Source organism: Streptomyces sp. A0642 (assembly GCF_004795105.1).
Classification (GTDB): domain Bacteria; phylum Actinomycetota; class Actinomycetes; order Streptomycetales; family Streptomycetaceae; genus Streptomyces.
The window spans coordinates 20,858-46,278 of the sequence record NZ_SSBL01000036.1 but is presented as its reverse complement, the minus strand read 5'-3'; the positions used below and the strand labels follow the sequence as shown (position 1 = coordinate 46,278).

Here is a 25,421-nt window from a genome sequence, read left to right as displayed (position 1 = left end):
GCGGGGAGCGTAGCGAGGCGGTGTGACAGCCGGGCGGGGTGGCCGCCGCCCTACGCGTCCGGGAGGCGGCGGCCCGTCGTGGAGCCGAAACCGAGCCAGGTGTGCCGGTTGCCCGCCCAGCACCAGCCGGCCTTCGGGGCGTTGCGCCGCTCGCGGCCGTCCCTGCCGGTCCCGTTGCTGATCCAGAGCGCGGGCGTACGGGCGTCGAGGGCGCCGCCGGCCTTGCGCAGCCGGGAGCCGATGGTCATGAAGCAGTGGGCGCGCTCCAGGGCGGCGGGCTGCTGCAGGACCCAGTGGATGCCCTCGGTGAGCAGCAGCGGGGTGCGGTCCTGCGCGGTGAGGGCGGGCAGCGCCTCGTCCGGGCTCCAGTTGGCCATGTGGTCACCGCGGTCGACGCCGCCGAGGACGTAGAGCGGTGCGTCGGGGACCGTGACGGTGTCGATCGGGGTGAAGAGGTCGACGTCGTCCATGTCGACGACGACGAAACCCGGCTTGCCGTCGCGGCGGAGCAGGGGGGCGAGCGCGGATGCGGGGGCGCGGTCCGGGTGGACGGCGAGCAGCCCGCCGTCTTCTCCGGCTTCGCCGGCCTTGGCGAGGTCGCGGATGTCGGCAGCGGACAGGCCGGCGATCTCGTGGACCCCTAGCCCGATCAGTGTCTCGGCCTGCGTACTCAGCGGCGGCAGCGCGGGGAGGGCGGCGGTGGTGACGGGGGTGGGTTCGGGCACGGTTCTCCTCGGGCGGTTGCGGGTGACGTGGACGGCGCAGGCGTAACGAGGGGGCCTCGGCGGAACGTTCCCTTCACCTTTTCCCGGCGGACAGGACTCGTCCCGTGCGGCGGCGGTGGTAGGCGAGGGCGACCGCGCCCAGCAGCGGGCCCCAGAGGACGAGCGGCTGGTAGAGCAGTCCCACGACGAGGTGGCCGGTGCGGGTCATGCCGGCGTGCGGAAAGGTCCACCACCACGCCATCGGCGTCCACAGCGCGGTGAGGCAGACGGCTCCGAGGAGCGCGGCCCCGGTGGCGGCCAGGGGGTGGACCGTCCGCCCGCCCACACGCGGGATCCAGCGCGGCAGCACCTCGCCCCACGGGCGGACCAGGCCGAGGGTCAGGAGGGCCAGCGACTCGGTGGCCACGCTCAGGAACAGCATCCACGCCTTCGCGCCAGGCGTCTCGAAGGCCGCGAACCCGTCGGCCGTGTACCCCGCCGGGACTCCCAGGACGAGCGCGATGCGCCACAGCCCGGACGGCAGGACAGCGAGGGCGGCGAGGTGCGCCGCCCGCACGGCCCAGCGCGGTGCGGGGGGCGAGGCGGCGGGTGGGGGTGACGGGGCGGGGTTCCTGGTCTTCCTCTCCATGCGTCCAGCCTGTCCCGCGCGTCCGGTCCTCGCGTCGCCCTCCGCGCCTGTTCCGTACGCCCCATGAGGAGGACTGCGGCGCGGAGGGCCTCCGCCGGACGGGGGAGGGCGCCTCGTCGCCGGCCGTGGAGGGGCTTGTCAGTGGACGACGTCGAAAACGTTCTTCTGCAGGCCGTTGGCGTAGGCCTCGTGCTCGACGAGCTTCAGCTTCTGGGTGTCCTTGTCCGTGGCGCTGAACAGGCGCTTTCCCGCGCCGAGCAGGAGGGGGAAGACGAGCAGGTGGTACCGGTCGATCAGGCCCGCGTCCGAGAGGGCGTGATTCAGGGAGGCGCTGCCGTGGACGATGATCGGGCCGCCCTCCGTCTCCTTCAACGCGGCGACCTCATCGAGGGAGCGCAGGATCGTGGTCTCGCCCCAGTTCGCGACGAGGTCGTCCTCGGTGAGGGTGGTGGAGACGACGTACTTGGGCATGACCTTGTAGTCGGCGAAGTCCTCCATGTCGGGCCACACCGGGCTGAATGCCTCATAGCTGTTCCGGCCCAGCAGCATCGCCGTGGCTTCGCCCTGCTCCCGGCCCTTGATCTCGAATGCCTCGGGGAGGAACTCGACGTCCTTGAAGGTCCATCCGGAGTTCCGGTACCCGGGCTCTCCGCCCGGGGCCTCCATCACGCCGTCGAGGGAGATGAAGGCGGTGCTGATCAGGGTGCGCATCGTGGGGTCCTCGGCGTCTCGTGTGGGGCGGTCAGTGGATACGGGCGGTGCGCGGTGGGCCGTGCTCGTGCCCGCAACGCGTCAACGTGATCTTTGACTGCGGTACGCGGGAAAACTCATCGGACGCCACCGTGTCAGCCGGTTGCCGGGGCGGTCGAGCGCCGGAGCCCGGCGAAGCGGCCGGCCTCGCCCGTCCGGATCCCTCGGGCGAAGGCTTCCCGCTCGGGGGTGCGCGTAGGAGATCATCTGGGCCGGCCCTGCAAAGCGATCGCGAAGGTGAGAGCGAAGGGGGCGACTCCCCTACGGGAGCGGCCACGGGAACCCCGAAAGCCTCCTGACGGGGGTTGCGGCCGTCAGGAGGCTTTCGGGGGGACTTCGGGGGGCGTGCGCCGATCCACTGGGGCGCGCCGCGGGTCAGGACTTGGAGTCGGCCTGCTTCATGGAGGCCACCGCGTCGGCGATCGTGGCGCTGTAGAGGCCCAGCTTCGGCTCGCCGACCTTCACGTCGGGGCCGAGGGGGAAGTTGAGCTGCTCGGCGTTGGGCATGTGGTCGCCGTCGGCCAGGACGTTCAGCTCGTTGATCCAGGTCACGCCGTTTCCGCCGCCCGGGTTGAGGTCGATCACCGCGATGGCGGCGGTCTTCGGCTTGACCGGGTACGCGGGGGCGCCGCCGAGGCCACCCGGGACCAGGGGGGTGATGTCGCCGCTGTGGTCCTTGGCGCTCGCGCTGCCCAGGCTGACCCGGGGGAAGTAGCTCAGGCCGCAGGAGTTCGCGCCCGTGTTGTTGACCTCGATCACCTGCTGGGTGGCCGAGCCCTCACGGGGGTACACCCGCACCGACAGGTTGTCGCTCGTGCAGGGGTGCTTGTAGGCGTAGCTGTCGCTGGTGTTGCCGCCGGTAGACTTGGTGCCGCCGGTGGTCTTCGCGGTGCCGGTCTTGGACGCGCCCGTCTGGGACGTGACCTTCTTCGAGGCGGCGGCGGTCGTCGCGCCGTCCGTGGTCGTGTCCGAGCCGGTGGACTGCGAGGCGCCCGCCGAGGCGGTGGTCTTCGCGGCGCTGTCCGCCGGGCCGGCCGACTTCGTGCCGCCGTCGTCCCCGCCGCAGGCGGTGAGGGCGAGAGCGAGGACGGCGGTGACGGCGGCGCCGAGCGTGGCGGTGCGCTTGCGGGAGTGGATCGTACGCATGTGAATTCCCCGAGTGTGTGGCGGTGGAGTGTGGTCATGCAGCCGTGGTCCGGAACTTGCGGCGAACCGCTCCCCCTCCTGACCTGCTGACATAGGAAGCTTCTCGCCCGCCGCTCATGTTCTGCTAACGCCCGCCTGTCGTCCCGCTGACGCGCCCGGGAGGGGTGTTCGCCTCGTCGGAGGGGGCCGCCCGGCGTGAGTGTTCCGGCCCGGCCCGGAAGGGGGGCGGTGGGTACGCCGCCGAGGCGTGCACCGGCCCCCGGGTTTGTGCTCCACGTCACGCGTGACTTCCGTGGTGTGATCACCGTTAGATGTGATGTGCCCAAGCCTGCCTTTTCGGCCGAGACCGCCGCTGTGCCGCCTCTGCCCGCCGCGCCCCAGCCCTTTCTGCTGACGCCACGCCAGGGGGAGGCGGCGCGCGAGCTCCTCTCGTACGTGGCCGGCCTGCCGCTCACCTCCGTCGACGCGCAGCTCCTCGCCGTCGTGGTCGCGATCCGGGCCGCGCGGGCCGGGACCGGGAACCTGACCGGCACGGACCTGCGGTCGCTGCGGCTGGACGATCCGGAGCAGGCCGTCGCCGAGCTGGTCGCCGCCGGATGGCAGGTGCCCGGCTCGCTGCTCGACGGTGACCCGGACAAGCCGGCCGGGATCATCGTGCCAGATATGGCGCCGGGGCCGCGGCACGCGCTGCCCCTCGGCAAGGCCGCACGGTCGAAGGTCTCCGGATGGGCCATGCGGACGCGCCTCGCCAAGCCGGTGAAGAAGACCTCGCCCGCCGCACGGCTCGCCGCGCTGTTCCTGGCGGCGTACTGCACGGACGAACTCGTCGGCGAGGCGCCCGACGAGCTGCCCGTCGCCTGCTACCCAGCCGTGCCCGTCCTCCTCGAGAAGGGGTTCCTGGCGGAGGTCTCCGGCCGGACGTACCGGCTCGGCCCGGCGGTGCGGCACCTCGCCGGCATGTTCCGTACGCCGGAGGAGGTCGCGGCACGCGCCGCGGAGGAGGCGGAGCGCAGGGTGGCGCGCGAGGCGGCGGCCGCGACGGAACTCGTGGACATCACCCCGGCCCAGTGGGCGGAGTGGAAGTCCGGCATCAGCCCGGCCCTGCTGCGGCACGTGGAGGCCGTGGAGCAGTGCGCGTCGTGCCGGTGCGCCTTCGGGCGGATCACCAAGGCGTTCATGTCCGCGCCCTCACCCGTCCCCGCGCCGCGGGCCGCGGCGGGTGACTACGAGGCGTGGCGGGACGCGCACCCGGACTGCGGCCGGGAGGCGGCCGAGTTCACCGTGGCCTTCCGCGCGGAGCACGGACATGGGCCGTCGTACGGGCAGCTGTGCAAGGGGCTGGGCTGGAAGAAGCTGTCGCGCTCGCTGCGCGGCGTGGTCGTGGGCGGAATCCTCGCCGAGGGCTGGCTGGCCGAGACCTCTCCCGTGCCGTGGACCCTGCGCCCGGGCAAGGCCGCCCAGGCCCGGGGGATCGTGCTGCCGGGCCAGTCACCGGCCGCGGCCCGCACAACAGGCTGAGGGGCGCGGTGGGCGCCCGGCCGGCCCCGCCCTACGCGTCTTCTTCCTCCGCGTCCCCTTCCGCGTCCCCGGCTGCCGCGCTGCGCGCCGACAAGGTCAGCGTCGCGGCGATGAGGAGCGCGGTGATGACGCCCGTGAACAGGACCGGGGAGGGAGCGAACGTGGCGGCCAGGACGGCGAGGACCGCGACCGGATGCAGGACGTCGGCCGCCGTGCGCAGACCGCCGGTGCGGTGGTGCAGCAGCCATACGAGGGTCACGAAGACGGCGACCGGAATGGTGTAGGCCGCCGCCGCGGCCCGGTCGGAAAGGTGTCCGTGGCCGGTCGCGTGGGCCACGTTGACGGCGAGACCGGCGCCGACGGCCGCCGCGGAGGCGAAGACCAGATAGTGGCCGTACCCCCACAGCAGTGCCGTGCGCAGGGAGGTGAGCTGGTCGTGCACGCTCGCGTTCCGTGCGAAGTAGAGCCACCACAGGGCGAAGACGGTCAGGATGCCGCCGACGACGAGGGAGGCGAAGTCACCGAGCGGCGCGTGGGACGCGAGTGCGGCGTGCACGGCTCCGGTGGCGGCGGTGATGGACTCGCCCAGCACGATCAGGGTGAACAGGCCGTACCGCTCGGCGATGTGGTGCGGGTGCCAGGTGGTGGTGGCCGTGTGCTCCGCCCAGGCGGGGACGGCGAGCTCGGCCAGGACCAGCACGGCGAAGGTGAGGAGCCGGGTGTCGTCGGGGAGCGCCAGGCGTACCACCCAGCCGACCTGCACGACGAGGATTCCCACGGCGTAGCGCAGGCAGGTGGCGCGCCTGTCGGGGTCGGACCGGGCGGCGCGCAGCCACTGGGTGACCATCGCGAGCCGCATGATCACGTAGCCCCAGGTGATGACCGTGAAGTCCTCGTGCGACAGCGCCTCCGGCGCACCGGCGGCGAGGACCAGGGCACCGGTGATCTGGACGAGGGTGAGCAGCCGGTACGGCACGTCGTCGGTGTCGTAGGCGGAGGCGAACCAGGTGAAGTTCATCCACGCCCACCAGATCGCGAAGAACACCATCGCGTAGCCGAGGACGCCGTGGCCGATGCGCCCCTCCGCGAGTTCGTGCTCGAACGCCGTCGCCGCCTGGGCCACGGCCGTGACGAAGCAGAGGTCGAAGAACAGCTCCAGCATGGTCGCGGTGCGGTGCCGCTCGCCGGGCGGGCGGGCGACCATGGGCCGGTACCAGGAGGCGGGGGAGGGGTGCGAGTTGCTCATAGGGGCGCATTCTTCCCGGTGTTCCGGTCACGGCGGGAGGCGGGCGGGCTGCGTGACCGGCCGGATCTGCTCACCCGCTCGGGGGCGGAACCGAGCCGGGCCGGCACGGCCTTCCGCGATCCGGAGCGGACGGTGGTGCACCCGCGATACGCGGAGGAGGACGGTCCGGCGGCGTACATCGACCGGTGGGTCCCCGAGGACGGCACCCTGGCGGAGGCCCGCGCGGCCGATGCGCCGGGCCGGCTCGCGGCGGTGGAGCCGAGGACGTACGGGGCGTAGCGCCCGGTCCACCGTTCGGGTGATCTCCGCCGGGGCGCGATGCGTTGGGGGGCCCGGGGAACGGGGGCCGGCCGTCTCCCGGCGTCCGGGCGCGCGGCGTGTCGGGGCCGCCGGGTTTGGCACAGTGCCGCTCCACGATCAAGGAACGGGGCGAGCGGTGAACGGTGTGCGGCAGAGGCTGAGCGATCTGGCGGGTGGCGGGGGCGGTCAGGCGGGCGGGGGCGGCCCCGTGGGCGGGGATCAGCTGAGGCACAGCGACGGGGCATGGCTGCGGGCCGCCGGCGGCGCGGAGGGGATGGGGGCGCACCTCGGTCCGGTGAGGACGGAGCTGGCGACCGCGCATGAGGGGCTGATGGCGGGGACCGCCGGACTGAGCGCACTGGCCGAGCTCGGTTCCGTACGCGAGTCGTGGGAGCGGCGCTTCGAGACCGCGCGTCATGAGTGCGGGTCGCTGGCCGGCAGCCTTCGGGCGGTCGCCCGGGCCCAGGGCGAGACCGACGAGACCGTCAAGTCGTCGTTCGCCCCCGTGGCGCGGCGGACGCGGGGGGTCGAGCGATGACGACGGGGACCTCAGGGCTCACCTGGGCCCAGTTACGGGACCTGAAGTGCGCCGAACTGGAGGGCGCGGCCGACGGCTGGGGCAGGGCGAGCAACCGGGCCGACGCCGGGCGGGACCGGATCGAGAAGCAACTGCTGAACGGTTTGCGCGACACCCAGCAGGGGGCGGCGGCGGACGCGGCGGTGCGCAGGCTGCGGCAGCTGAGTTTGAACCTTCAGTACGTGTACACGGAGTGCGGCCTGGTCCGCACGACGCTGAACAGCCTCGCGCACGAGATGAAAGCCCAGCAACGGGCGTTGCGGGAGGCGCTGGACGACGCGCAGGCACTGAGGTTCACGGTGCACGCGGACGGGTCGGTGACGTATCCGGAGGCGGGGGAGGGCCTGATCGGCGGGAAGCCGTTGCCGGGCGGGACGGCGTCGGCGAACGGAGCGCCGGGGCTGCTGCCGCCCTCGGGGTTCGTGGCTCCGAACCCGCACGCGGCCAGGGCTCAGGACATCGCGGACCGGGTCGCGAAGGCGGTGCGGACGGCGGGCGAGATCGACTGGCGGTTCGCCCGCATCCTGCGGAAGCTGAAGGCCGAGGAGGGCCTGAAGGTCCCGGACCGGACGTGGACGGACGCGGCGGGGGACGCGGCGGTGGTCCGGGACGTGGCCGGCGGCTACCTGAAGTCGGGCATCCCGTACGACGCGAGTCCGGCGGCGCGTGCGGAGTGGTGGGCGGGTCTGACGGACGAACAGCGCGAGGAGTACCTCGCGGTGTACCCGGACCAGATCGGCAACCTGGACGGCATCCCGGCCCTGATCCGCGACACGGCGAACCGGGACAACCTGCAGTTGCTGATCGGCAAGCTGGAGGGGCGGGACGACGAGCGGTCGGAGACGCAGTTGGCGGGGCTGCGGGAGATCGACCGGCAGCTGCAGGCGGGGCGCCAGCCGCCGATGTATTTGCTTGGCATCGGCGATGAGGGGAATGGCCGCGCGATCGTTTCTTACGGGAATCCGGATACGGCGCGGAATGTTGCGGCTTATGTGCCGGGGTTGAATACGTCGTTGGATGCGGATTTCGCGAAGAACGACCTTAAGAGGGCTCGCGATACTGCGATCGGCGCTAGGGAGATGGACCCGAATTCTTCGACAGCTTCCATCGTCTGGCTTGGCTACGATGCTCCTCAAGCGCCCAGCGATGCCCCACTGGGGAACTTTGATGTCATGGGTGAATCTAATGCCAGAGCGGGGGCAGGAGCCTACAACAGATTTATGGCAGGCATCTCTGCGACGAATCAGCATGGTGATCCGCATGTGACTGCCATCGGACACTCGTACGGCTCGTTGACCGTTGGCCTGGCGGCTCAACAGCAGGGTGGGATTCCTGGAGCAGACGACGTCGTTTTGGTCGGCAGTCCGGGCACGGGTGCCCGCTCGGCGGAGGAGCTCGGCGTTGGAAAGCAACACGTATTTGTGGGCGCTGCCGATAATGATCCAGTGACCAAGTTGCCTAACAGTAGGGAAGCGAGTGGTTTGGGTACGGGGGTGGCAGGAGGCGCGTCAGCAGGCTTTGTGCTGGGTATGAGCGCCGGGCCCCTGGGTGCAGTTGTCGGAGGAGCGGCAGGAGGTGTTGTCGGTGGTGCGGCTGGATATGCTGCCCAGGATGCCCAGTCCGAGGAAAGTGATGTCTGGTTCGGTACCGATCCAGCGCATCGGGATTTCGGCGCCAACCGATTCGCCGTGAGTGATGGACCCCGGCTATTGGAGCGAGGTCACAGTGCAACTGAGGCGCACTCGAATTACTTTGATCCGGCTAAGGATCAAATGTCCGCCGATAATATTGCCCGAATCGTGGCCGGGAAGTCGGGAGAGATTGAACGGGAGCAACCCAGGTGAAAACTCGCATCATGGCTGTGCCGATCGCCGCGCTCCTAATTTCGGGCTGCGCTTCGGTGTCTGATTCACAAGTCAATCGAAACGCCGGGGGTCGAGGCGACATGAATATGCAGGAAGCGGCAGACCGAGCTGACCGCATTCTGGACGAGACCTTTTCAAGTATCAAGCCGTCGGTTCAATGGGTGCACGGTGAGTCGACAGAGGGATCCTGTGACGTGTCTCGCAGGCGCGCAGTAGTCACTGTGATTTCAGAGAGTCGCAGAGGGAACTTTCTTGGGGTTGTTGAGCGAGGATGGGAAAGGCTTGGCTTTCGTCAGATCGGGGTTAATTCGAATCCAGCGAGTCCGGCAACCTATTTCGAGACGCCAGATGGATTCCGGGTTAGGCTCCTCATCGGCGGGGGCGGGCAGGCCTTCTTCGAGGTCGCTACGCCTTGTGTTGAGGAGTCCCCGGTGTCAACGCCAACGTCGCAGACTGGTGGGACCGAGCATACGAGCGGGCCGGTGCCAACCCCCAACGTCCACTCCGACTTCTGGTCCGCCGGCGCGTCCTGATGGCGCATCAGTGACCCCGATGACTCGTACACACCGTCGAAAACACCCATGAACCCCTGCCCGATGGGGGATGGTTGAGGGGTGCGGAAATACTGGATGGCAGGTGGGATCGGCGTCGGGTTCGCCATGCTCTTCGTGGCGCTGCTCGTCGTCGGTACGTACTCCGCCGCCGCCGGCCTCGTCGGCGGTGGGGGTGGGGCCGTGGCGTTGGCCAAGGGGGCCGTGCCGGCCAAGTACCAGCCGCTCGTGCAGAAGTGGGGCAACCTCTGCCCGGCCATCAACCCCGCCCTCCTCGCCGCCCAGCTCTATCAGGAGAGCGGCTGGAATCCGCGGGCGCAGAGCGCGGCCGCCGCTCAGGGGATCGCGCAGTTCATCCCGGGCACCTGGGCCACGCACGGGGTCGACGGGGACAAGGACGGGGACCGGGACGTCTGGGATCCCGCCGACGCGATCCCGTCCGCCGCCTCGTACGACTGCGAGCTCGCCGGGTACGTGAAGAAGGTCCCCGGCGATCCGACCGACAACATGCTGGCCGCCTACAACGCGGGTGCCTACCGGGTCATCAAGGCCGGCGGGGTCCCCGCCATCTCCGAGACGCAGAACTACGTCAAGATCATCCGGTCCCTGGAGAAGAGCTTCGCCCGGCCCGTCGGGCGGGTGCAGCCCTCGCAGCAGGCCGCGGGCGCCATCTACTTCGCCCAGAAGAAGCTGGGGACGAAGTACCTGTGGGGCGGCAACGGAACCCCGGAGCAGGGCGGCCGGTTCGACTGTTCGGGGCTGACCCAGGCCGCGTACCGGACCGTCGACATCGAGCTGCCGCGTGTGGCGAACGATCAGTACAACGCCGGGCCGCACCCCTCGCGGGACGAACTGCTCCCCGGGGACCTGGTGTTCTTCTCCGACGACCTGAGCAACTCGCGGGCGATCCACCACGTCGGCCTGTACGTGGGGGGCGGGTACATGATCAACGCTCCGTACACCGGTGCCGTCATCCGGTTCGACAAGATCGACACGCCCGACTACTTCGGTGCGACACGCGTCACCAAGGACGGTGCCGCGGCCCTTCCGACCGCACGGCCGGCGGCCTGACCCGAGGGCGTCGGTGGCCGGAACTCTCTGTGAAGCCTGGGCCCTGAGCTGCGACGATGAGTCACTCTTCGATAACGTCATGGTGATCATTCGGTGGAGAGTGGAACGTACGCACGGGACGCGTCGTTCTCTGGTTGGACCGGGGCCCGCAAGCACTGACCTGGCGTCGCCCCTCCGTACGTGAGTGATCGAACCGAACACGGGGGTTCGTCATAGCGGCGCACATGGGCGTGTGCCGCAGCAGCAGACAAGGCAAGGGGCCGCGGCAGATGGCTGGACTCGCACTGGATGGGTCGAACCCCGATGTCAGCCTGCTCTACGACATCAACGGGCTCGCGAAGTCCGCTCCCACCTGGTTCGACCGGGTCATGGAGTTCGTCGGTGAGTACGGGATCATGCTCGGCATGGTCCTGGTGGTCCTGTGGTGCTGGTGGAGCAGCCGCAGGCGCGGCACACCCGAGGACTCGGTGAGCGCTGTCGCCGGGATCGTCTGGGCGCCGCTGGCGGCCGGGATCGCCCTGCTCGTCAACATCCCGATCCGCGAATTCGTGGAACGGCCGCGGCCGTTCAAGGACCACCAGGGGCTGGACGTCCTGGTGGACGGGAAGAACGACTTCTCCTTCGTCAGCGACCACGCCACCATGGCGATGGCGCTGGGCGTCGGACTCTTCGTGGCGAACCGGAAGTTCGGCATCGCGGCCATTGGGCTCGCCCTGCTGGAGGGGTTCTGCCGGATCTACATGGGCGTGCACTACCCGACCGACGTCATCGGCGGTTTCGCGCTCGGCACCGCCGCCGCGCTGTTGCTCGCGCCGCTCGCGATGATGCTGCTGACGCCCCTGATGGGCGCCGTCTCGCGGTCGGGGCGGCTGGGCCGGCTGGTCCGGTCACGCAGTGCGGTGGTGGCGAAAGCCGGGGACAGGGGCGAGGCGCTCGGCATCCCCGAGCCGCGCCCCGGTTCGGGCGGCGGCTCGGACGGCGAGAAGGGCCTGGCCGCGTAGGGTCCGGCGGGCCGGAGGCGCGGCCGGGCAGGGCGCTGGCGGCCCGGGAGCCCGGCCCCCGGGGCCTGGCGGACCCCGGGTCTGGCCCTGCGCGTGGGACCGGGTCGGTCACAGTGACTGCGCGTACGAGAAGAAGCCCTCCGGGTCGTACCGCTTCTTCACCTCGGCCAGGCGGGCGGCGGCCGGACCGTAGTAGGCCGTGCGCCAGTCCGTCAGGGACGGGTCCGCGTAGTTCTGGTAGGCCGCCCCCGACGCGTAACGGCGGAGCGTGGCATGGGTGACTTTCAGCCAGTTCTGCTGAGCGGTGCCGGCCGTGCCCGGGCGCCAGGCGCCGATGTACTGGGCGAGCATCCGGGCACCGCGGTGGACGAACGCGGTGGCCTCGGGGCCGACCCGGTTGACCGCGCCGCCCAGCGCGGTGAGGGCGATCGAGCCCCCGCCGCCCTGGTCCCCGCCGAGCCGGGTGAACGCCTCGGCCCGGTCGAGCAGGGCCTGGATGCCCGCCGGGGACAGGGAGCGGTCGTAGAAGTCGGAGGCCGCCGCGTACGTCTCGCGCTGGAGCGAACCCTGGGGATCGCGGCCCGGTGTGGTCCCGGGCAGGTGGCACTGGGCGTTCGTGATGCCCGAGCAGCCCGCGTACACGAGCATCGCCTCCTGGTAGCTGCGGCGGCGCAGCGCGACGGAGGTCGCGGAGGCGCCGATCCGGTCGGCGAGGCGGTCGACGGCGTTCTGCAGGTCGCCGTACGTGCCGAGGCTGAACGCCGACACCGACACCGTCGGGTTCGCGCCGCCCGGTCCCGCCGCGACGTGCGCGGCGGACCAGATCTCGTCCGGCTGGTCGGGGCCCCATTCCTGCCAGGCCGTCAGGACGGCCCGGGCGCGGGACCATGGCCAGGACATGTACGCGGAGACCGTCTGCGGGGCGGGCCGCGTGCGGAAGCGGAGTTCGGTGACGACGCCGAAGTTGCCGTTGCCCGCGCCGCGCAGCGCCCAGAACAGGTCCGGGTGGTGGGTGGCGTCCGCGGTGAGGGTCCTGCCGTCGGCGGTGACGAGCGTCGCGCCCGTGAGGCTGTCGCACGTCAGGCCGTACGCGCGCGAGGCGACACCGTGGCCGCCGCCCAGGGTGAGGCCGGAGATGCCGACCGTCGGGCAGGAGCCGCCGGGGATCGTAAGGCCGTGCGCGGCGAGGCCCGTGTAGACGCCGAGGAGCCGGGCGCCCGCGCCGATCGTGCCGTCGCGCTCCACACGGTCCATTGACGAGACGTCAACGACCAGCCGTCCGGTGCCGCTCGACCATCCGCCGTAGGAGTGCCCGCCGCTGCGGATGGCGACGGGTATGGAGCTGTGGCGGGCGAACGCCAGGCACTCGCGGATGTCCGCCGCGTGCCGGACGTAGGCGACCGCGGCCGGTTTCTGGTCGTCGTAGCGGGTGTTGTAGAGCTGACGGGCGGTCGGGTAGGCGGCGTCGTCGGGGCGTACGAGGGAACCGGCGAGGCTCCTGCCGAGGGCGGTCCAGTCCGCCGGAACGCTCGGCGAGGCCTTCGAGGGCGTGGCCGGGGAGCCGGTCGCGGCCGTCGGGGTGGCCGGGGACGGGCCGGGGCCCGGAGCGCCCTGACCCGTGTCGTCGCAGGCGGTGGCGGTGGCGCCGGTGAGGACGGCTGCGGCGCCCGCGGTCAGGACGGTGCGCCGGTTCGGCAGGGTCATCGGACCTCCGGGGTGGGGGCGGGGGTGAGGGTGGAGGGCCGGTGGTCAGGCCGTGGCCGCGCGGTGGTCCGCGGCGTCCGTGCGGGCCCGGTCGCGGGAGCGGCGGGCCGGTCCCGACCAGCCGCAGCTGCAGCGGGCGGTGCAGAACGAACCGCGTTCGACGGTGGTTGCTTCATGGGCGGGCCGTGCCGGTGGAACGGCCGGCGGGACCTCTGCGGTGTGTTGGTCGTACACGCGTCCACGGTACTGGGCAGGGCCGTCCGGCGGTGAGGGGTGTGCGGGCGGCGTGACGAGCGGCAGGGGCCGTCGTTATGCGGAACGGGTGGGGGCTCGGGCAGGCGGTCGGCGTTGGGGGTTGGCAGGCGATGGTGGTGCAGCAGCACAGGTCCGGAGGCGGGACGCGCGCTGTCTGCGCCCTCGCCGTGATGGGCGTGATGGTCGCGGCCGCCGGATGCGCCGGGGGCGGTGGGAGCGGGGACGGTGCGGTGGCCGACGAGCGGTCCGGTGCCGCGGGCGTCGAAGCGGTGCGGCGGAGCGCGGCGGTCCTCGCCGGCAGGGGGGCCGAGGCCGGCAGCGCCGAGGTGGTGACGTCGATGGAGACGGCGGCCGGTGGCACGCGCGTGACGATCAGGGGCAAGGGGACGTACGACTTCCGCACCCGGTCGGGCCGGCTCAAGGTCGTGCTGCCGCAGGACGCGACCGGCGAGGACGAGCACCGGCCGATCACGGAGATCCTGGCCCCGGGTGCGCTCTACATGATGAACCGCGGTGCCGGAGTGCCCGCCGACAAGTGGGTCAGGATCGACACGACGGCGCTGGCGGACGGCAACCTGGTGACCGGCGGGGTCACCGACCCGATGGCCGCGGCCGAACTGCTGGGCGGCGCGCGTGCGGTGACGTACGTGGGGGAGACCGATCTCGCCGGGGTCACCGTGCGGCACTACCGGGGGGTCGCGGACATCGGCCGGGCCGCGCGCCGGGCCCCGGCCGGTTCCCGGGGTGCGCTGACGGCGGCGGCGAAGGGGTTCCGTACGCACACGGTGCCGTTCGACGCGTATCTGGACGAGCGGGGCCGGCTGCGCAAGGTGCGCCACCGGTTCAGCTTCGCCAACGAGGGGCAGGTGCGGGAGGTGGTGTCGACGACGCTGCTGTACGGATTCGGGGTGGCGGTCTCCGTGCCGCTGCCGGACGCGCGCGACCTCTACACGGGGAAGATCGACCAGGGGCGGCGGGAGTGACCGCCCCACGGGCCTCGTGGCCCGTCACGCCTGTCGCCGGTTGTGGCACTAGGCATCTGAGGGGCGGCGAAATGGTCCGTCCGTGCCATGCGCGGTGTGTGCCGGGATCCCTACCCTGGGAAGTCGGCGACGGCAGTGAGAGGTGAGTGACGTGGTGGCGCTCAGCCCGCGGACCGTATCGGACCATGTGGCCCTCGCCGAGATCGAGCTCTGCGGAGAGCTGATGATCGCGGCGTCGGCGGCCGTCGGGGAGCGGCTCAGCGTGGACCGCATCGACGAGGTGCTGTGCGTGAAGGTGATCACCGAGCGCACCACCGTCCCCCGGCAGGCGGGGCACCGGGGATGACGGGGCGGGCGGCGGCCGTGAAACCGGGCCGGCTCTGAGGGGCGTGGCACCGCACTGCTTCTGATCAGGTGCGCAGCAGGCGGGCGATGGCCTTGGTGGCCTCCTCGACCTTCGCGTCGACCTCGTCGCCGCCCTTGACCGCGGCGTCGGCGACGCAGTGGCGCAGGTGTTCCTCGAGCAGCTGGAGCGCGAAGGACTGGAGCGCCTTGGTGGACGCCGAGACCTGGGTGAGTATGTCGATGCAGTAGACGTCCTCGTCGACCATGCGCTGCAGGCCCCGGATCTGGCCCTCGATGCGGCGCAGGCGCTTGAGGTGCTCGGCCTTCTGATGGTGGTAGCCGTGTATCCCGCGGTCGTGGTCGGTCACGAGCGCTTCGGCGGGAGCCGCGGCGCCGGCGGTGCCCGCCTCGCCCGCCGCGTCGGGCGCCCGGTCCGCCTCGGTGGCCTCGGTAGTGGTCATTGCTGCCTCCCGTTTTTCCTTTACCCTGCCGTTTACATACCCCTGGTGGGTATATCCTAACGAATTCTGCTGAAACGTGACCGGGGCCCCGTGCTGATCACTGTGCCTGATGCGCGACACTGAAGAACGCCGGTTAGCCGTGGCCGGATGATGCGCCTAGCATCAGCCTGACCGAATCCAAAGCACCCCGAGGACCCCACGTGCGCTTTCGTCTGACCCCCAGGGAGACGAGCTTCTACGACATGTTCTCCGCCTCCGCGGACAACATCGTCACGGGCTCGAAGCTCCTCATGGAACTGCTCGGGGCGGATTCTGCCTCCCGAGTCGAGATCGCGGAGCGCATGCGGGCAGCGGAGCACGCGGGGGACGATGCCACCCACGCGATCTTCCACCAGCTGAACTCCTCCTTCATCACGCCGTTCGACCGCGAGGACATCTACAACCTGGCCTCGTCGCTCGACGACATCATGGACTTCATGGAGGAGGCCGTCGACCTGGTCGTTCTGTACCAGGTCGAGGAGCTCCCCAAGGGTGTCGAGCAGCAGGTCGAGGTGCTGGCGCGGGCGGCTGAACTGACGGCCGCCGCCATGCCGAACCTGCGGACCATGGACAACCTCACCGAGTACTGGATCGAGGTCAACCGCCTGGAGAACCAGGCCGACCAGATCCACCGCAAGCTGCTCGCCCAGCTCTTCAACGGCAAGTACGACGCCATGGAGGTGCTGAAGCTGAAGCAGATCGTGGACGTGCTGGAAGAGGCTGCGGACGCGTTCGAGCACGTCGCGAACACGGTGGAGACCATCGCGGTCAAGGAGTCCTGAACCACGTGGACACCTTTGTACTGATCGTGACCATCGGCGTCGCGCTCGGCTTCACGTACACGAACGGCTTCCACGACTCGGCGAACGCCATCGCCACCTCGGTCTCCACCCGGGCGCTCACGCCGCGGGCGGCCCTGGCCATGGCGGCGGTGATGAACCTCGCGGGCGCGTTCCTCGGCAGCGGGGTCGCCAAGACCGTCAGCGAGGGACTGATCGCGACGCCCACGGGCGACAAGGGGATGGGAATCCTCTTCGCCGCGCTGGTCGGCGCGATCATCTGGAACCTCGTCACCTGGTACTTCGGCCTGCCGTCGTCGTCCTCCCACGCCCTGTTTGGCGGGATGGTCGGCGCGGCGCTGGCCGGCGGGACGCTGGTGCACTGGAGAGGGGTGCTCGACAAGGTCGTCATCCCGATGTTCATCTCGCCGGTGATCGGCCTGGTGGCCGGCTATCTGGTGATGGTCGCCATCATGTGGATGTTCCGGAAGTCCAACCCGCACAAGGCCAAGCGCGGTTTCCGCATCGCGCAGACGGTCTCGGCCGCGGGCATGGCCCTCGGCCACGGTCTGCAGGACGCGCAGAAGACGATGGGCATCGTGGTGATGGCCCTGGTCATCTCCGGCCACGAGACCTACAGCGACCCGATCCCGGTCTGGGTCAAGCTCGTCTGCGCGCTGATGCTGTCGCTGGGCACGTACGCCGGTGGCTGGCGCATCATGCGTACGCTCGGCCGCAAGATCATCGAGCTGGACCCGCCGCAGGGCTTCGCCGCGGAGACGACGGGGGCCTCGATCATGTTCGGTTCGGCGTTCCTGTTCCACGCGCCGATCTCGACGACGCACGTCATCACCTCGGCGATCATGGGTGTCGGCGCCACGAAGCGGGTGAACGCGGTGCGCTGGGGTGTCGCGAAGAACATCATCCTGGGGTGGTTCATCACGATGCCGGCGGCGGCGCTCGTCGCTGCCGCGAGCTACGGGGTCGTCGAGCTGATCTTCGGCTGACCGCTCCGCAGGGGTCCGCCCGCCCCGGAAGCCGTACGAACGGGTCCGCCCCGCCCTCCTCACGGAGAGCGGGGCGGACCCTTCGCCTTGCGGTGGCACCGCCATGCAGCACCTCAAGGCCGTCTGGGGATCAGCCGAAGCGGCCGGAGATGTAGTCCTCCGTGGCCTGGACCGAGGGGTTGGAGAAGATCCGTTCCGTCTCGTCGATCTCGATGAGCTTGCCGGGCTTGCCGACCGCCGCGAGGTTGAAGAACGCCGTACGGTCCGAGACCCGGGCCGCCTGCTGCATGTTGTGCGTCACGATGACGATCGTGAAGCGCTCCTTCAGCTCGCCGATCAGGTCCTCGATGGCGAGGGTGGAGATCGGGTCGAGGGCGGAGCACGGCTCGTCCATCAGCAGGACCTGGGGCTCGACCGCGATGGCGCGGGCGATGCACAGGCGCTGCTGCTGACCGCCGGAGAGGCCGGAGCCGGGCTTGTTCAGCCGGTCCTTGACCTCGTTCCAGAGGTTCGCGCCGCGCAGCGACTTCTCCACGATGTCGCCGAGTGCGCTCTTGCGGTACGAGCCGTTCAGGCGCAGGCCCGCCGCGACGTTGTCGAAGATCGACATGGTGGGGAACGGGTTCGGGCGCTGGAAGACCATGCCGACCGTGCGGCGCACGGTGACCGGGTCGACGTTCGACCCGTACAGGTCCTCCTCGTCCAGCAGCACCTTGCCCTCGACGCGGCCGCCGGGGGTGACCTCGTGCATCCGGTTCAGGGTGCGCAGGAAGGTGGACTTGCCGCAGCCGGACGGGCCGATGAAGGCCGTCACGGAGCGGGGCTCCACGGTCATGGAGATGTCGTCGATCGCCTTGTGGCTGCCGTAGAAGGCCGACAGGCCGCTGATGTCGATGCGCTTGGCCATCTGAATCACTGCTTTCCGCCGGACCTAGCGGCCGGTCTTCGGGGCCTTCCAGCGGGCGATGCCGCGGGCCACCAGATTGAGGATCATGACGAAGGCGATCAGGACCAGGGCCGCTGCCCAGGCGCGGTCGTAGGACGCGGCCTCGCCGATCTTGTACTGCTCGTAGATGTAGAACGGCAGTGACGACTGGGCGCCTTCGAAGGGGTTCGGGTTGATCAGCTGACTGCCGAAGACCAGCAGGATGATCGGTGCGGTCTCGCCCGCGATGCGCGCGATGGCGAGCATGACGCCGGTCGCGATCCCGCCGATCGCGGTCGGCAGGACCACCTTCAGGATGGTGCGCCACTTCGGGATGCCGAGGGCGAGGGAGGCCTCGCGGAGCTCGTTCGGTACGAGCTTCAGCATCTCCTCGGTGGAGCGGACCACGACCGGGAGCATCAGGATCGTCAGGGCCAGGGCGCCCATCAGGCCGGACGGCTCCAGTCCCGCGATCAGCATGATCGAGAGGATGAAGAGACCGGCGACGATGGACGGGATGCCGGTCATCACGTCGACGAAGAAGGTGACGGCCTTGGCGAGCGCGCCCTTGCCGTACTCCACCAGGTAGACCGCGGTGAGCAGGCCGAGCGGGGCGGAGATCAGCGTGGCGATGCCGACCTGCTCCAGGGTGCCGATCAGGGCGTGGTAGACGCCGCCGCTGGCCTCGGGGCCGAGGACGCCGGCCATCGAGTGGGTGAGGAAGTAGCCGTCGAGGCGTTCCGAGCCCCGGCTGACCGTCGTCCAGAGCAGGGAGGCGAGCGGGACGACCGCGACCAGGAAGCAGACCCAGACGAGGCTGGTGGCGAGGCGGTCCTTGGCCTGGCGCTTGTTCTCCACGACGCTGGTCGCGACGTACGAGATCGTCAGGAAGAGCAGCGCGGACAGCAGGCCCCACTGGACGCGGCTGTGCCAGCCGGCCGCCGCGCCGATGCCGACGCCGAGGGCGATCGCGAGGGCGGCGAAGCCGAGCGGGGCCAGGCGCGGCAGGGACCGGCTGCTGAGGCCGGTGGCCGGCGCGGTCGGTGCGGGCGCCGGGCGGTCCTGGACGCTGGTGGTTGCGTGGCTCATGCGTTGGCCCCCGAGTACTCCTTGCGGCGGGCGATGATGAGCCGCGCGGCGCCGTTGACCAGCAGGGTGAGGACGAAGAGGACCAGGCCGGAGGCGATCAGGGCGTCGCGCCCGAACGCGTCGGCCTCGCCGAACTTCGCGGCGATGTTCTGGGCGAACGTCCCGCCGCCCGGGTTGAGCACGTGCAGCGAGATCAGGAAGCTCGGCGACAGGACCGTGGCGACGGCCATCGTCTCGCCGAGCGCGCGGCCCAGGCCCAGCATCGACGCGGAGATCACGCCGGAGCGGCCGAACGGCAGGACCGAGAGGCGGATGACCTCCCAGCGGGTGGCGCCGAGCGCGAGCGCGGCCTCCTCGTTCATCTTCGGGACCTGGAGGAAGACCTCGCGGCTGACGCTGGTCACGATCGGCAGGATCATGATCGCCAGCAGGATGCCGACGGTGAAGAGCGAGCGGGCGACGCCGATCTCGGTCTTCTCGAAGAGGTACGTCCAGCCGAAGAACTGGTCGAGCCAGAGGTTCAGGCCCTCGAGGTACGGCACGAGGACGAGCGCGCCCCAGATGCCGTAGACGATGCTGGGCACCGCGGCGAGCAGGTCGATGACGTACGCGATCGCGCCGGCGAGCCTGCGCGGCGCGTAGTGCGAGATGAACAGGGCGATGCCGACAGCGATCGGAACCGCGATGACCATCGCGATGATCGAGCTGACGACGGTCCCGAAGAGCAGGACGGCGATGCCGAAGACGGGCGGGTCGCCCGCCGGGTTCCAGTCGAAGGTGGTGAGGAAGTTGCCTTCGTCCCCGGAGATGGCGATCGCGGCGCGGTAGCTGAGGAACACGGCGATCGACGCCATGAGCACGAGCAGCAGGATGCCCGAGCCGCGGGACAGGCCCAGGAAGATCGTGTCACCGGCGCGGCCGGTGGACTTGGCGCGGGTGCGCCCGCCCGGCGGGGCCGGTGGAATTTCTGTCTGTGTGGTGGAAGCCATGGTCTTTCCGGTCTGTGTGGGGGAGCGGAGGGCTCCCCTGGCGGCGGTGCACCGGATGGGTCTGAGAGGTGTCGGGCGGCCCGGTCGGGGCCGCCCGACAGCCTCCGGAGTGGCGGGCCGGTCCGGAGGGGTGCGTCGGACCGGGACCGCCTGTCGCGTCGTGCCGGGTGTTACGAGAGGCCGGCGACGGTCTCGCGGACCTTGGCGTTGATCGCGTCGGGGATCGGGGCGTAGCCGGCCTCGGTGAGGAGCTTCTGGCCGTCCGCGGAGGCGGTGTAGCTCAGGAAGGACTTCACGGTGCCGAGGGTGTCGGCCTTGTTGCCGGTGTCGCAGACGACCTCGTACGTCACCAGGACCAGCGGGTACGCGCCCTCGGCCTTGGTGGTGTAGTCGAGGCTGAGCGCCAGGTCCTTGCCGGTGCCCTTGACCTTGGCGGCGGCGATGGCCTTGGAGGCGTTCTCCGAGGAGGCCTTGACCGGGGCGGCGCCACCGGTGTTGATGTCGACCGTGGTGATCTTCTGCGAGGCGGCGTACGAGAGCTCGAAGTAGCCGATCGAGCCGTCGACCTGCTTGACCTGGGTGGCGACGCCGGACGAGCCGGTCGCGCCCTGGCCGCCGGGGGCCGGCCACTTCTTCTCGGGCTCGTACTTCCAGTCGCCCGGGGCCGCGGCGCTGAGGTACTTGCCGAGGTTCTGGGTGGTGCCCGAGTCCTCGGAGCGGTGGAAGGGCTGGATCGCCTTGTCCGGGAGCTTGGCGCCCGGGTTGAGCTTGGCGATCGCCTCGTCGTTCCACTTCTTGATCTTCGTGTCGAAGATCTTGGCGAGGGTGGGGGCGTCCAGCGTCAGGCTGTCGACACCGTCGAGGTGGAAGCCGACCGCGATCGGGCCGCCGACCATCGGGAGGTTGATGCCCTGGCCGGTCTTGCAGATCTTCTTCGAGTCGGCGACCTCTTCGGGCTTCAGCGCCGAGTCGGAGCCGGCGAAGCCGACGGTGCCCTGGTTGAAGGCGACGATGCCCTCGCCGGACGAGGAGGAGTTGTAGTTGATCTCCACGCCGGAGCAGGCGGCCATGTACTCCTTGACCCAGAGGTCCATGGCGTTCTTCTGGGCGCTGGAGCCGGAGGCCCGCAGCTGGCCCTTGGCGCCGTCGCACTTGACGTTCGACGCGGCCTTCGTCTGGCCGCCGTTCCCGCCGGTGTCGCTGCCGCTGTTGTTGTCCGAACCGCACGCCGTGAGGACCAGGGCGCCGGAGACGGCGAGGGCACCGAGCGCGGTGGCACGAAGCCGGTTCTTGCGCTGAAGCTTCACTTTCGGGTGTTCCTTCCAGGAGCCGCCGCGGTGGTTTTCGCTCTACGACGGCGTGCGAGGTGGTGGGTGGTGCGGAAGTCGTGGCCGGTGCGGTGTGTGCCTCGCACCGTGTACTGCCGAAATTAGGCAGAACAGGTGAAGTGGCCTGCGGGGGTGAGTGAACGGAAGGTGAACCGTGTCGGGCGGCCTGGTTCCGGGGCCTCGCGGGCCATTCCAGCCCGTCGGGGCGCTTGAGGACGGAAACCCCCGCCCGGTCCCGGGCGGGGGTTTCCGTGAGCGCCCGCCCGGTTTCGGGCGGGCCCCGTGAGCGCCCGCCTCGGGGCACCCGGGTCCGGCTAAGCGCGCGGCAGGACCCGCAGGGCCGCGTCCAGCAGGTCGCGGTCGCGGGGCTGGGTCAGGCGGGCGCGGGCGGCTTCCGGACGGAGCCACAGCACGTCGTCCACCTCGTTGTTCGGCACGAAGGCGCCCGCCGTGGCCTCGGCGGTCCAGTACGTGACTTCTTTCGGCCGGCCGTTCGCGACGTACCGGGCCATGGGCAGCACGGCGCCCGGGACGCAGTGGTGGCCCGTCTCCTCCAGCACCTCGCGCAGGGCCGCGTCCCGCGGGGACTCGCCGCGCTTCAGCTTGCCCTTGGGGAACGACCAGTCGTCATAGCGCGGGCGGTGGACGAGACAGAGCTCCACGCCCCCGCCGTCGGACGCGGGCGGGCGGCGCCACAGGACGCAGCCCGCCGCCCGCACGGTGCCGCCCGCCCTCCCGGTCATGGCCGGACCGCCGCCGCCGTCGCGTAGGGCCAGCTCTCCCGGAACACCGACCGGGCCGCCTCCACCTCGTGGCGCTGGTCGGCGTGGAGCACCCCCAGCGCGTAGGCCGTCGTCGGCGCGATGCGGGGCGTGCGGGCGGCCGCGGAGGCCGCCGTGGCCGCCTCCGCCGCGTCCCGGTGCAGATCGAGCGCGTGACCGGGGCCGGCCAGGACCGGATCGGGGGCGCCGCGCAGCACCTCCTGCGCGTACCGGTGCAGGCGCAGCAGCAGCCGGGTCTGGTGCCAGGGTGCGTCCTGCGCCTCGTTGTACGGCTCGGCCGTCTCGTCGGAGGGGAGTGCGGCGACGGCCCCGAGCAGCCGTTGTTCCGCCCGGTCTGCGGGCTCGTGGAGCATTTCACCGGCGGGTGCGGCGGCCGCGGCGGAGAGCGGGACCTCGGAGGCTAGCAGCGCGACGGCGTCGGCGACCGCGTGGAAACGTGAGGAGCCCAGCGCCTGGAGCGCCGCCGAGTGGGCGCGGGTGCGGGCGAGGGTCAGCTGCCGTTCCAGGAGTGCGCCGGCGCGCGCGGCGCCGACGCCGAGGACGGCCCGCTCCTTGTCGACGACGGCGACGCCGCCGGCGGCGGTGGCGCCGGACCCCGCACGGGCCGTCGGCAGGGGCGGCGCCCCCGACAGCCCGTGCAGCGCTTCGAGGAGCCGGGTCAGCCGTTCCGCGTACGCGTGCTCGCGGGCGAGCGTGCCGGAGAGCCAGGCCAGTTCGGTGCGCAGCTGCTCGGCCCAGAGCGGGTCGAGCGCGGCCCGGAAGGTGTGCAGGGTGCCGCTGATGCGGCGGGACGAGCGGCGCAGCGCCCGGGCGGCCTGTTCGGCGGCCTGGGGTCCGGCGTCGCTGGGGGCACTGTTCTCGCGGTGCAGACGCAGGCTGCGCAAGAAGTCCGCGGCCTGGGTGCGCAGATACGGTGCGAGCACCGTTCCCGCGGTCACGTCCGCCTGTGTCTGGTGGTCAGGGCGTCGCACGCCGGCGCCTCCGGGCGTCAATGAGCATTTCCTGTACGTGGCGCAGCGGCCGGCCCTCCGCGTCCGTGGCGTGCCGGGTCCAGTTCCCGTCGGGGCCCAGGTGCCAGGAGGCGGTGGTGTCGGCCATGCCGGTCTCCAGCAGCCGGCTGAGCGCGGCCCGGTGCGCGGGGTCGGTGACCCGGACCAGGGCCTCGATCCGGCGGTCGAGGTTGCGGTGCATCATGTCGGCGCTGCCGAACCAGACTTCGGGCTCGCCGCCGTTGCCGAACGAGAAGACCCGGGAGTGTTCGAGGAAGCGGCCGAGGATCGAGCGGACCCGGACGTTCTCGGAGAGGCCGGTGACGCCGGGGCGGATCGCGCAGATGCCGCGGACCCAGATGTCGACGGGGACGCCCGCCTGCGCGGCCCGGTAGCAGGCGTCGATGATCGCTTCGTCGACCATCGAGTTGACCTTGATGCGTACGTAGGCGGGGCGGCCGGCCCGCTGGTGCGCGATCTCCTTGTCGATCCGGGCGATCAGTCCGTCGCGCAGCGACTTCGGGGCGACGAGCAGGCGGCGGTAGGTCTCGCGGCGCGAGTAGCCGGAGAGCCGGTTGAAGAGGTCGGAGAGGTCCGCGCCGACCTGCGGGTCGGCGGTGAGCAGGCCGAGGTCCTCGTACAGCCGGGCCGTCTTGGGGTGGTAGTTGCCCGTGCCGACGTGCGAGTAGCGGCGCAGCGTGTCGCCCTCCTGCCGGACGACGAGCGAGAGCTTGCAGTGCGTCTTCAGGCCGACGAGCCCGTAGACGACGTGGCAGCCCGCCTCCTCCAGCTTCCGCGCCCACTTGATGTTGGCCTGCTCGTCGAAGCGGGCCTTGATCTCGACGAGTACGAGGACCTGCTTGCCGGACTCGGCGGCGTCGATCAGGGCGTCCACTATCGGGGAGTCGCCCGAGGTCCGGTACAGCGTCTGCTTGATCGCGAGGACGTCCGGGTCGCCGGCCGCCTGCTCCAGGAAGGCCTGGACGGAGGTGGAGAAGGAGTCGTACGGGTGGTGCAGCAGCACGTCGCGTTCGCGCAGGGCGGCGAAGATGTCGGGCGCCGAGGCGGACTCGACCTCGGCGAGGTCGCGGTGCGTGCCGGCGATGAACTTGGGGTACTTCAGCTCGGGCCGGTCGAGCGACGCTATGCCGAACAGGCCGGTGAGGTCGAGCGGCCCGGGCAGCGGGTAGACCTCGGCGTCGGACACCTTCAGCTCGCGGACCAGCAGGTCCAGCACGTACGGGTCGATGGACTCCTCGACCTCCAGGCGCACCGGCGGGCCGAAGCGCCGCCGCATGAGCTCCTTCTCCAGGGCCTTGAGGAGATTCTCGGTGTCGTCCTCCTCGACCTCCAGGTCCTCGTTCCTGGTGACCCGGAACATGTGGTGCGCCAGCACCTCCATGCCCGGGAACAGCTCCTCCAGATGGGCGGCGATGACGTCCTCGATGGGGACGTAGCGCTGCGGCGAGGCCTCCAGGAAGCGGGTCAGCAGCGGCGGCACCTTGACCCGGGCGAAGTGGCGGTGGCCGCTGACCGGGTTGCGTACGACGACGGCGAGGTTGAGCGAGAGGCCGGAGATGTACGGGAAGGGGTGCGCGGGGTCCACGGCCAGCGGCGTCAGCACGGGGAAGACGCGCTGACGGAAGAAGGTGAACAGCCGGGCCTGCTCCTTCTCGGTCAGGTCCGGCCAGCGGATCAGCTGGATGCCCTCGTCGGACAGGGCGGGGGCGACGTCCTGCTGGTAGCAGGCGGCGTGCCGGGCCATGAGCTCGCGCGACCGGGTCCAGATCAGATCGAGGACCTCGCGGGGCTGGAGGCCGGAGGCGGACCGGGTGGCGACCCCGGTCGCGATCCGGCGCTTGAGGCCGGCCACCCGGACCATGAAGAACTCGTCCAGGTTCGAGGCGAAGATGGCGAGGAAATTAGCCCGTTCGAGGAGCGGGGTCGCCGGATCCTCGGCCAGTTCCAGAACGCGTTCGTTGAACGCGAGCCAACTGCGTTCCCGGTCGAGGAAACGGCCCTGCGGCAGCTCGTCCCCGTCGGCATCGGGTTCGTACGCGTCGGGATCGGCGTCGATGTCCGGGTCCAGGTCGGCCGCGGTGGACAGGGCGTGGGAGGACGACGGCTTGGCGACGGCGTGCGGCCGGTGCGCGGCGAGGGAGCCGACGGACGGCTGGGCGGTGGGCTGGACCGGGACCTCGGAGCTGGGCTGCTGGCTCATGGGCCCATTCTTCCGCGTGGAATGCTCCGGGGGCGCGTCGGAGGGGGATGAGATCACGGAGAGCGCGTGGTCGGCGCGCTCTCCGCCGGGAATTCTCCCGTTGCGGGGGGTCGGCACAGCTGGCTGCATCCTGAGAGGGTCGCAAGG

General features: G+C 70.9%; 25 protein-coding genes. 10 read left to right on the top strand and 15 right to left on the bottom strand.

The genetic code is table 11. The annotated features are described in order from the left end of the window. Window positions 1–50: 50 nt before the first annotated feature. The 4 genes from E6R60_RS33605 to E6R60_RS33590 all read right to left on the bottom strand — a co-directional run bounded on the left by E6R60_RS33605 (window position 51) and on the right by E6R60_RS33590 (window position 3,249). Entirely contained in the window at window positions 51–725 is a 675-nt protein-coding gene (locus E6R60_RS33605) for a DUF5701 family protein (protein WP_136330503.1), read from the bottom strand. Between the two features lie 73 nt (window positions 726–798). Next, window positions 799–1,353 (bottom strand): hypothetical protein, encoded by a 555-nt coding sequence (locus tag E6R60_RS33600; protein WP_136330502.1) that lies wholly within the window; start codon window positions 1,351–1,353, stop codon window positions 799–801. A 138-nt stretch (window positions 1,354–1,491) separates the two neighbouring features. Then, entirely contained in the window at window positions 1,492–2,064 is a 573-nt protein-coding gene (locus E6R60_RS33595; protein ID WP_136330501.1) for a dihydrofolate reductase family protein, read from the bottom strand. Window positions 2,065–2,478: 414 nt separating this feature from the next. Continuing rightward, window positions 2,479–3,249, bottom strand: a complete 771-nt coding sequence (locus E6R60_RS33590; RefSeq protein WP_136330500.1) for a DUF4232 domain-containing protein — start codon at window positions 3,247–3,249, stop codon at window positions 2,479–2,481. A 354-nt stretch (window positions 3,250–3,603) separates the two neighbouring features. Between E6R60_RS33590 and E6R60_RS33585 the strand changes: the two genes are divergently transcribed. After that, window positions 3,604–4,767, top strand: coding sequence for a hypothetical protein (locus tag E6R60_RS33585; RefSeq protein WP_136330499.1), 1,164 nt, complete (start codon window positions 3,604–3,606; stop codon window positions 4,765–4,767). A 31-nt stretch (window positions 4,768–4,798) separates the two neighbouring features. Here the strand turns inward: E6R60_RS33585 and E6R60_RS33580 are convergent, their stop codons facing one another. Beyond that, a complete protein-coding gene (locus tag E6R60_RS33580; protein ID WP_136330498.1) occupies window positions 4,799–6,013 on the bottom strand; it encodes a low temperature requirement protein A in 1,215 nt (404 codons plus the stop codon). Between the two features lie 18 nt (window positions 6,014–6,031). On the opposite strand from E6R60_RS33580, the gene E6R60_RS33575 reads away from it, so the two are divergent. The 5 genes from E6R60_RS33575 to E6R60_RS33550 all read left to right on the top strand — a co-directional run bounded on the left by E6R60_RS33575 (window position 6,032) and on the right by E6R60_RS33550 (window position 11,378). Further along, a complete protein-coding gene (locus tag E6R60_RS33575; protein ID WP_136330497.1) occupies window positions 6,032–6,292 on the top strand; it encodes a hypothetical protein in 261 nt (86 codons plus the stop codon). 157 nt (window positions 6,293–6,449) lie between these two features. Beyond that, complete coding sequence (locus tag E6R60_RS33570; RefSeq protein ID WP_240802791.1) at window positions 6,450–6,851, top strand: hypothetical protein; 402 nt, start codon at window positions 6,450–6,452, stop codon at window positions 6,849–6,851. After that, a complete protein-coding gene (locus E6R60_RS33565; protein WP_136330496.1) occupies window positions 6,848–8,734 on the top strand; it encodes an alpha/beta hydrolase in 1,887 nt (628 codons plus the stop codon). Before E6R60_RS33570 ends, E6R60_RS33565 begins: the two co-directional genes overlap by 4 nt. A gap of 650 nt (window positions 8,735–9,384) precedes the next feature. Next, window positions 9,385–10,377 carry a bifunctional lytic transglycosylase/C40 family peptidase gene (locus E6R60_RS33555; protein ID WP_136330495.1) on the top strand — a complete coding sequence of 331 codons (993 nt, stop codon included), beginning with the start codon at window positions 9,385–9,387 and terminating at the stop codon, window positions 10,375–10,377. A 269-nt stretch (window positions 10,378–10,646) separates the two neighbouring features. Continuing rightward, window positions 10,647–11,378, top strand: coding sequence for a phosphatase PAP2 family protein (locus tag E6R60_RS33550; RefSeq protein WP_136330494.1), 732 nt, complete (start codon window positions 10,647–10,649; stop codon window positions 11,376–11,378). Between the two features lie 108 nt (window positions 11,379–11,486). Here the strand turns inward: E6R60_RS33550 and E6R60_RS33540 are convergent, their stop codons facing one another. Then, on the bottom strand, window positions 11,487–13,082 hold the full coding sequence (locus E6R60_RS33540; RefSeq protein ID WP_136330492.1) for an FAD-binding oxidoreductase: 1,596 nt from the start codon (window positions 13,080–13,082) through the stop codon (window positions 11,487–11,489). A 45-nt stretch (window positions 13,083–13,127) separates the two neighbouring features. Next, complete coding sequence (locus E6R60_RS33535) at window positions 13,128–13,316, bottom strand: hypothetical protein (protein WP_136330491.1); 189 nt, start codon at window positions 13,314–13,316, stop codon at window positions 13,128–13,130. A gap of 131 nt (window positions 13,317–13,447) precedes the next feature. Between E6R60_RS33535 and E6R60_RS33530 the strand changes: the two genes are divergently transcribed. After that, on the top strand, window positions 13,448–14,320 hold the full coding sequence (locus E6R60_RS33530; protein WP_136330490.1) for a hypothetical protein: 873 nt from the start codon (window positions 13,448–13,450) through the stop codon (window positions 14,318–14,320). Between the two features lie 151 nt (window positions 14,321–14,471). Continuing rightward, on the top strand, window positions 14,472–14,666 hold the full coding sequence (locus E6R60_RS33525; protein ID WP_136330489.1) for a hypothetical protein: 195 nt from the start codon (window positions 14,472–14,474) through the stop codon (window positions 14,664–14,666). Between the two features lie 64 nt (window positions 14,667–14,730). Here the strand turns inward: E6R60_RS33525 and E6R60_RS33520 are convergent, their stop codons facing one another. Further along, the gene (locus E6R60_RS33520) at window positions 14,731–15,126 is read right to left on the bottom strand and encodes a metal-sensitive transcriptional regulator (protein WP_136330488.1); all 396 of its coding nucleotides are present in this window, start codon (window positions 15,124–15,126) and stop codon (window positions 14,731–14,733) included. Between the two features lie 200 nt (window positions 15,127–15,326). Between E6R60_RS33520 and E6R60_RS33515 the strand changes: the two genes are divergently transcribed. After that, window positions 15,327–15,947, top strand: a complete 621-nt coding sequence (locus E6R60_RS33515; RefSeq protein ID WP_136330487.1) for a DUF47 family protein — start codon at window positions 15,327–15,329, stop codon at window positions 15,945–15,947. Window positions 15,948–15,952: 5 nt separating this feature from the next. Then, window positions 15,953–16,951, top strand: a complete 999-nt coding sequence (locus tag E6R60_RS33510) for an inorganic phosphate transporter (protein WP_136330486.1) — start codon at window positions 15,953–15,955, stop codon at window positions 16,949–16,951. Between the two features lie 130 nt (window positions 16,952–17,081). On the opposite strand, the gene pstB is transcribed toward E6R60_RS33510, so the two are convergent. The 7 genes from pstB to E6R60_RS33475 all read right to left on the bottom strand — a co-directional run bounded on the left by pstB (window position 17,082) and on the right by E6R60_RS33475 (window position 25,274). Continuing rightward, a complete protein-coding gene (gene pstB, locus E6R60_RS33505; protein ID WP_136330485.1) occupies window positions 17,082–17,858 on the bottom strand; it encodes a phosphate ABC transporter ATP-binding protein PstB in 777 nt (258 codons plus the stop codon). A gap of 24 nt (window positions 17,859–17,882) precedes the next feature. Continuing rightward, window positions 17,883–18,965: a phosphate ABC transporter permease PstA gene (gene pstA, locus E6R60_RS33500; RefSeq protein WP_136330484.1), complete on the bottom strand. Its 1,083-nt coding sequence runs from the start codon at window positions 18,963–18,965 to the stop codon at window positions 17,883–17,885. Next, window positions 18,962–19,954, bottom strand: a complete 993-nt coding sequence (gene pstC / locus E6R60_RS33495) for a phosphate ABC transporter permease subunit PstC (RefSeq protein ID WP_136330483.1) — start codon at window positions 19,952–19,954, stop codon at window positions 18,962–18,964. Before pstC ends, pstA begins: the two co-directional genes overlap by 4 nt. 170 nt (window positions 19,955–20,124) lie before the next feature. After that, window positions 20,125–21,261, bottom strand: a complete 1,137-nt coding sequence (gene pstS, locus E6R60_RS33490; protein ID WP_136330482.1) for a phosphate ABC transporter substrate-binding protein PstS — start codon at window positions 21,259–21,261, stop codon at window positions 20,125–20,127. A gap of 335 nt (window positions 21,262–21,596) precedes the next feature. Beyond that, on the bottom strand, window positions 21,597–22,025 hold the full coding sequence (locus E6R60_RS33485) for an NUDIX hydrolase (protein ID WP_136330481.1): 429 nt from the start codon (window positions 22,023–22,025) through the stop codon (window positions 21,597–21,599). Next, window positions 22,022–23,056: a CHAD domain-containing protein gene (locus E6R60_RS33480; protein WP_206309581.1), complete on the bottom strand. Its 1,035-nt coding sequence runs from the start codon at window positions 23,054–23,056 to the stop codon at window positions 22,022–22,024. The genes E6R60_RS33485 and E6R60_RS33480 overlap by 4 nt, the downstream gene beginning before the upstream one ends. Continuing rightward, the gene (locus E6R60_RS33475; protein WP_136330516.1) at window positions 23,022–25,274 is read right to left on the bottom strand and encodes an RNA degradosome polyphosphate kinase; all 2,253 of its coding nucleotides are present in this window, start codon (window positions 25,272–25,274) and stop codon (window positions 23,022–23,024) included. Before E6R60_RS33475 ends, E6R60_RS33480 begins: the two co-directional genes overlap by 35 nt. Window positions 25,275–25,421: the final 147 nt, after the last annotated feature.